Annotated in this window: 5 protein-coding genes; 3 read left to right on the top strand and 2 right to left on the bottom strand. The window is 67.0% G+C overall.

Annotated elements, in window-relative coordinates; translation table 11 throughout:
• Positions 1 to 252: 252 nt before the first annotated feature.
• Positions 253 to 672: a hypothetical protein gene (locus ACZ58X_RS19115; protein WP_470334791.1), complete on the bottom strand. Its 420-nt coding sequence runs from the start codon at positions 670 to 672 to the stop codon at positions 253 to 255.
• A gap of 997 nt (positions 673 to 1,669) precedes the next feature.
• Between ACZ58X_RS19115 and ACZ58X_RS19110 the strand changes: the two genes are divergently transcribed.
• Genes ACZ58X_RS19110 through ACZ58X_RS19100 form a run of 3 tightly spaced genes read left to right on the top strand, consistent with a single transcriptional unit; the run spans position 1,670 to position 3,971 of the window.
• A complete protein-coding gene (locus ACZ58X_RS19110) occupies positions 1,670 to 1,879 on the top strand; it encodes a hypothetical protein (RefSeq protein ID WP_470334963.1) in 210 nt (69 codons plus the stop codon).
• A 2-nt stretch (positions 1,880 to 1,881) separates the two neighbouring features.
• Complete coding sequence (locus ACZ58X_RS19105; protein ID WP_470334790.1) at positions 1,882 to 2,925, top strand: serine hydrolase domain-containing protein; 1,044 nt, start codon at positions 1,882 to 1,884, stop codon at positions 2,923 to 2,925.
• An 11-nt stretch (positions 2,926 to 2,936) separates the two neighbouring features.
• Positions 2,937 to 3,971: a UDP-N-acetylmuramate dehydrogenase gene (locus ACZ58X_RS19100; protein WP_470334789.1), complete on the top strand. Its 1,035-nt coding sequence runs from the start codon at positions 2,937 to 2,939 to the stop codon at positions 3,969 to 3,971.
• Between the two features lie 129 nt (positions 3,972 to 4,100).
• Here ACZ58X_RS19100 and ACZ58X_RS19095 read toward each other — a convergent pair whose 3' ends face one another.
• Positions 4,101 to 5,558 carry a restriction endonuclease gene (locus ACZ58X_RS19095; protein ID WP_470334788.1) on the bottom strand — a complete coding sequence of 486 codons (1,458 nt, stop codon included), beginning with the start codon at positions 5,556 to 5,558 and terminating at the stop codon, positions 4,101 to 4,103.
• Positions 5,559 to 6,000 lie beyond the last annotated feature (442 nt).

Raw genomic sequence — 6,000 nt, 5'->3', positions numbered from 1 at the left:
CACAGCGGAGGGGGTGGGGACACTGGGTGCCCCCCCCCCCGGTCGGAGGGTCAAGACCACCTGGAGGGGGGGGGGGGGAGGTTGGGAACTCTTGGGTTCCCCCCCCCCCCACCCCATTGCCCTGGAGAGATCACGACTGGCGACTGACCAGGTCCATTTGACCGCAGTCTTCCGCCTCTACGGAACCCCCTGTGGACTGAGGTCCAAATACTCCGCAGCCTGTTCAGCCAATAGGTGCCGCTAGTGTCTCGCTTAGTCTTCGCTCGCGGACAGGAACCTGAGTGCGGAGCTTGCCGCAGTAAGAAACTCCTCGGTCTGGCGATCAACTGGGCCAGGGCCCAGATCGCCGAGATTTCGCATCGAGACCCGTTCGGCGGCCTCTCTCATCTCCTCCATCTGGTGCCGCCTCAGCGCCTCGGCAAACGGCTCCGGGGCCGGTCGCTTGTCCAGAGCAACGACAAACGCAAGGTGCTCGCCTTCATGGCCGAGGGTTTGCACGCGCCATCCCAGCTGGTGAGCGGCTCGACGCAAGGCTGCACGAATCAGCGGAATCCCACCGAGGAGGTTGGCATCGTTGGGGTGGAGGTTCGCCTGTAGGGAACCCCCATATCCACCCGCGTCCTTCGGACAAGTGGCTGCCAGGACCGGAACCAGCGCCTCGGCCAACGCCAAGCAACGCGGGTCCTTCGAGAAGGAGTGCCTCTTCGCCGGCTTCCGTGTGGACACGACAGCCTTCGCTGCGGCCGCTGGTACAGCAGCTGCCAGCCCTTTGCGGGCGGGGAACCCGGCCCGGGCAAGATGAGCTTGCAAGATGGCCAGTGCTCGGGACATGCCTTCGCCGTCCAGCCTGCCAGGCAACAGTCCTGCGTCCGCACAGGCAACAACGTGACCGAGTGCCTTCTGATAAGACATGGACTGGGCACGGGAGAGTGCCTTTGCCAGACGAGTGCGGTGCGTGCGGCGGGCGGTCATGCTCGGTCCGTTCCGGTCTGCCGCAAAGGAAACACCCCACCGCACGATGTCTCCGGCAGACCGCAAGGACGCGGTTGGACTAAGGAGTATGCCGGTTGCCCATCCCCTGCGGTCCGGGCAGCGGCCCGGTTCACCCATGGCGGTGGCCTACTAGGTGGCGTGCGCCCGCAGGGCGCAGAGCTGATTATGCCACTACATCATCCCTTCTGGGCCTCGACGGCGCTCAGTACCGACTGACGATCCGTCGGCCACCGGCTAAACCAACGGTTTCCAGATCGCCCGGGCTGCCTGCTGCACCCTTGGCGCCGATCGCCGCCCTCTCGAGCCCAACGCGCTGACGTCCACTACCTCGAGCACCTTCCGGCTTGGGATGAAAGCGCAATGCTCGAAACGTGTCACAAGCAGGAGGTGCGCTCGCATGCCCGGGACAGCCGCTTCCCTCTGTCCCGGGCAAGGGAGCTGCATCGACCACGCCCTGCTCGGCAAGCGAGCAAAACCCAAGCCCAAGGGACTTCAGAAAATTACCGATGCGGCTCAGCGATCAGATGCGCGGTCTCGGAATCGTCGAGGACGGCGCCCCGTCCTCGACGACCGCACGGAGCTGGCATGCCGAGCGGCCTGATCGTGCGATGAGTGACCATGACGGCACGATTGTCCGCCCAGGGGCACTAACGCCTGGAGCTAGACGTGGACGGGTCTGGCGGTCCGGCACACATGCCGGTCCACCCTCACCGGCGCCGACGTGGCCGGGGAGGACATCCGGGCGGTGACCGCGCTCGTGATCGCCGCCCTGGCCGCCGAGGGCACCTCTACGATCCGAGGGATGTACCACCTGCGGCGCGGATACGGCAGCCTGCTGCCGAAGTTGGCCGCGCTCGGAGCCAACCTGACGATCGACCAGGAGTAGCCGTGACCAACACCGTGCCGTGGACCCCGAACGCGCTCGCCGACCTGCGCGAGTGCCTGGACCTGATGACCGCAGACGGCACGGTGCCCGGCGGTGTCATCGCCCACGGCACCTTCGACACCGAGCCCGGCTACCTGGCCTCCGGCGTCGTCGCCCCCGAGTGCGGCGACGCCCGGCCGGGGCCGGACACGGTGTACGACGTGGCCTCGCTGACCAAGGTCCTGGCCACCTGGCCGCTGGTCGGCACCTCCCTCATGGATGGCTTCACCCCGGACACCCCTCTCCGGGACCTGCTGATCGGCATCCCCGCCGAGGCGCCTGGAGGCCAGGTCACGGTTGGCCAGGTCCTGGCCCACACCTCCGGCCTGCGGGCCGACACCCGCCTCGACCAGTACCGCAACCGCCCCGAGCCGCTGGCCGACCTGATCTGCGGAGAGCCGCTGATCGCCGACCCCGGAGCCGGACACCGCTACATCAACCGCGGCTTCATCCTCCTCGGCCTGGCCCTGGCCCGCTACCGCTGCCAGCGCCTGGACGAGCTGGCGGCCGAGCTCTGGCAGGACCTCGGCATGACCAGCACGACCTACGGACCGGTGCCCCGCTCCGCTCAGGTCGCCCCGACCGAGCAGCGGTTGAACGGCGGGCCCCGGCTGTGGGGGATGCCGCACGACGACAACGCCGCCCTGCTCGGCGGAGTCGCCGGCCACGCCGGGGTGTTCACCACCCCGGCCGACCTCGCCGCCTTCGCCGTCCACCTGCTGGCCTCGCACGCCACCGACGAGCCCCTGGGTCGCTGGCTCGCCTACAGCATGCGGCCGCAGGCCGCGATCGAGCCCGGCCTCGACCGGGGCCTGGCCTGGATCCTCGCCGACGAGGGCCGGGTCGCCTACCACCACGGCTTCACCGGGACCAGCCTCTACCTCGCCCCGACCACCGGCCGCTTCCTGGCCATCTGCACCAACGCCGTCTACCACCACCAGGGCAACCGCGCCCGCCTCGCCCCGCTGCGGGCCCTCGCCCTGAAGGCGATCACCGACGAACCCTAAGAGGGCCACCCGTGCCCAGCACCACGCTCGCGTCCCTCACCACCCTGCGGCTCGGTGGCCCGGCCAGCGACGTCCTGCAGGTGGCCGACCCCGACGACTGGTTCGAACTGGTCCGTACGATCGGCGACCGGCAGGAGGACGCACCCATCCCCCTCGGCCACGGCAGCAATGTGATCGCCTCCGACACCGGCCACGAGGGCACCATCGCCGTGATGAACACCCGAGGCATCACCGTGAAGCGGGTGGACGACGACACGGTGGCCGCGACCGTCCAGGCCGGCTACCCGCTCGCCGACCTCGTCCAGTGGGCCGCAGCCGAACGCCTCGCCGGGATCGAGTGCCTGGCCGGCATACCCGGCACTGTCGGCGCCACCCCCGTCCAGAACGCCGGAGCCTACGGCCAGCAGGTCTCCGACACCCTCGACCACCTCACCGCCTGGGACTGGGACATGGGCCGACTGCGGACCCTGCCTGCCCAGGCATGCCGCCTCCGCCACCGCGACAGCCGCTTAAAGAACGACCCCGGCCGCTGGACCATCCTCACCGCCACGTTCCACCTCACCCGCTCACCGGCTGCCCCGATCACCTACCAGCCGCTCGCCGACGAACTCGGCGTCCATGTCGGCACCCGCCCGCCCGTCGCCGAGGTGACCGCCGCAGTCCTCGCCAACCGTCACCGCCGTGGACTCCTCCTCGACCCCCACGGCCCCGACGCCCGCCAGGCCGGATCGGTCTTCCTCAACCCACCCGTCACCGCCGCCCAGGCCGCCCGCTGGTCGGCCGCCGGCTGCCCGGTCCACACCGACAGCGACGGGCAGCTGCGGGCCAGCGCCGGCTGGCTGCTGGAGCACAGCGGTTACCGCCCCGGCTACAAGGTCGCAGAGGGCATCCGCTGCTCAGAACGCCGCGCCCTCACCCTCACCGCCCACGACGGAGCGACCGCAGCGGGCTTCGCCCGGGCCCTGACCGAACTCTCAACGCAGGTCAAGATCGCAACTGGGATCTCCCTCCAGCCCGAGCCGATGCTGGTCGGTGCCTGGGCATGAAGAGCCACGTGGGAACCGAGACCTTCATGACGAGGCCAAGACCACCCACTCCGCACCACCCCCATCGACAGCCACGACGAGGCGCGAAGCGCACCAGTACGGCCCAGGTTCTGGAAGTGAACCTCTGAACTATGGCCAGGCCAACAGCTCCATGGCCGGCACTCCCCACTCAATCCATCGCCGAACCTCCCACACCCCCATGAGTCGAATGCCGTGTGCGCCTGCAAACTGTAGGGCCGGCTTCGTGTAGAACCCGTTCGTGACAACGATGGCGACATCGGCCCGATGCTCCGGAACCGCGGTCCCGTTGAATGCCTGCAATGCCCCTGTGCCGACATTGGCTCCCTTAGAGGTGTGCTTGCACTGGACCACGACCCTCTGCCCGGCCGGGGATAGTGCAATAACGTCCGCACCGAGGTCCCCAGGCTTTCCCTGATCCTGGATTATCGTGAAGCCGTCCTGTCGCAGCCGTCCGGCTACCAGCCGCTCAAAATCCTGGTGATGCATTGTCCGTATGGCCTCCATCGAGAGGCTTCTACCGGACCGCAGCAGCCCGATCCTGAGGTCTTCCAAGCGCGCAACATCGTGGACCGAGTCGCGACAGCCCTTCAGGGCGGCCCGATACACCGCTTGAGCGGAAGTCAGCCCGGCAGAGAACCCAGCTACCGCCTCCACCTTCAGCGACGCTTCCAGGTCAGGAATAGCCTCCTCTCCAGGTACAAGGCGGAACGCAGGCTCAACGCTCTCCCAGAACCTCCCACATTCCTCAACACTGGCGTCCACCTCAATCCGCAGATTTGCCAGAGTCGCAGCCAGCTTTCCTGTAGCGGACGAGAGGTCGCTAGTGCGTTCTGGCGGCACCGAGCGGCCTACAGGACAGGTGAATTCGGCCTGATGAACCTTGATCGCCGCTGCTGCTTCACGTTCAACCCGCTCCTGGTGAGCCCGCAGTTCCGCATAGACATGCCGCAGGTAGCGACCTTCTCCACTGAGAAGGTGTCCATCCAGGTGCTCTCTGCGGCGATGCTCTTTCAAGGCCAGCTCGTGGATGGCATTGCGGTGCCGGGCCATCAGTTCGACGAGCCGCTCGCGCGCCTTCGCCAACTCGAAATAAACGCCTGCAATGGCTTCGAACTCCACGGACCATTCTGGCACCCGCGGCTCGCGTGCGTAGAACCCACTGGTGTCGTAGCCGAGAAGCCTCTGCATGGAGCGTCGTAGTCTCCGAGTGCGGTCAGCCGCATCAGTAACCGCCTTCTTCTCAACCCCAAGAAGGGCTACAAGGTCGCGGCAAGCTGCTTCACACGACTCCTCGAACCTGGCAGATGGCGGGCCATAGTTAGGTCCTGCCCCGTACTGACCGACCTTCACCCGCCTCTCCGTCTCCTGAAGTTCCCTATCGACCAGGTCACAGTGCTCCTGGAACGCCTCCTCTGCTTCCAGCAGGAAATACGCCTCCTCGTTCCACAGCCACACCGCCAGCATTTGAGTCTCATCGGCAACTGCGATCTGCCTCCCCATCCATCTGCGAAGTCGCGGATCGGAGTACCGGGGAGGCAGCACGGGAAGAGAGAGATCAATTTGCACTCGCGGATGTTACACAAGAAAGACTCGCCTTGCCTGCCTCCGCTCACGGCTGGATGGCCAGTGCCGCTCTCGGGAACTCGTGGCTGCCTTCGTGGCACCGGACAGACAGCTCCAAAAGTCATCCAGCAATTGATCTTGCAGCGCGCGGAGACGCGTTGGCCGACGCATCATCAAGGTCCTTATCGGGCAGCCGGTGCAGGCGCCCTGCAACCACGAAAATCTGAAGGTGCTTGGCCACCAACCATTCCCCGAGCGGCCACTCCCGTGCCTGCCCGAGCGACGGCTCCTGAAGGGCCGCACCAGACGCACTTCCCTCGGCCTGCCTGGCAAATTAGGCACCGCAGGCGATTCACGCCGATCCATCAACCTACCGCCTCGAACTGACGCAGCGGCCTTTCCTCCGCGAGAAGTTGGCATAGCGCTGGTTTGCAGGTGTCGTGCA

The sequence above is a fragment of the Kitasatospora sp. NPDC040550 genome (genome assembly GCF_055594965.1).
Note: the sequence above shows the minus strand (reverse complement) of the source record. Positions and strands in the feature narration are given on the sequence as shown.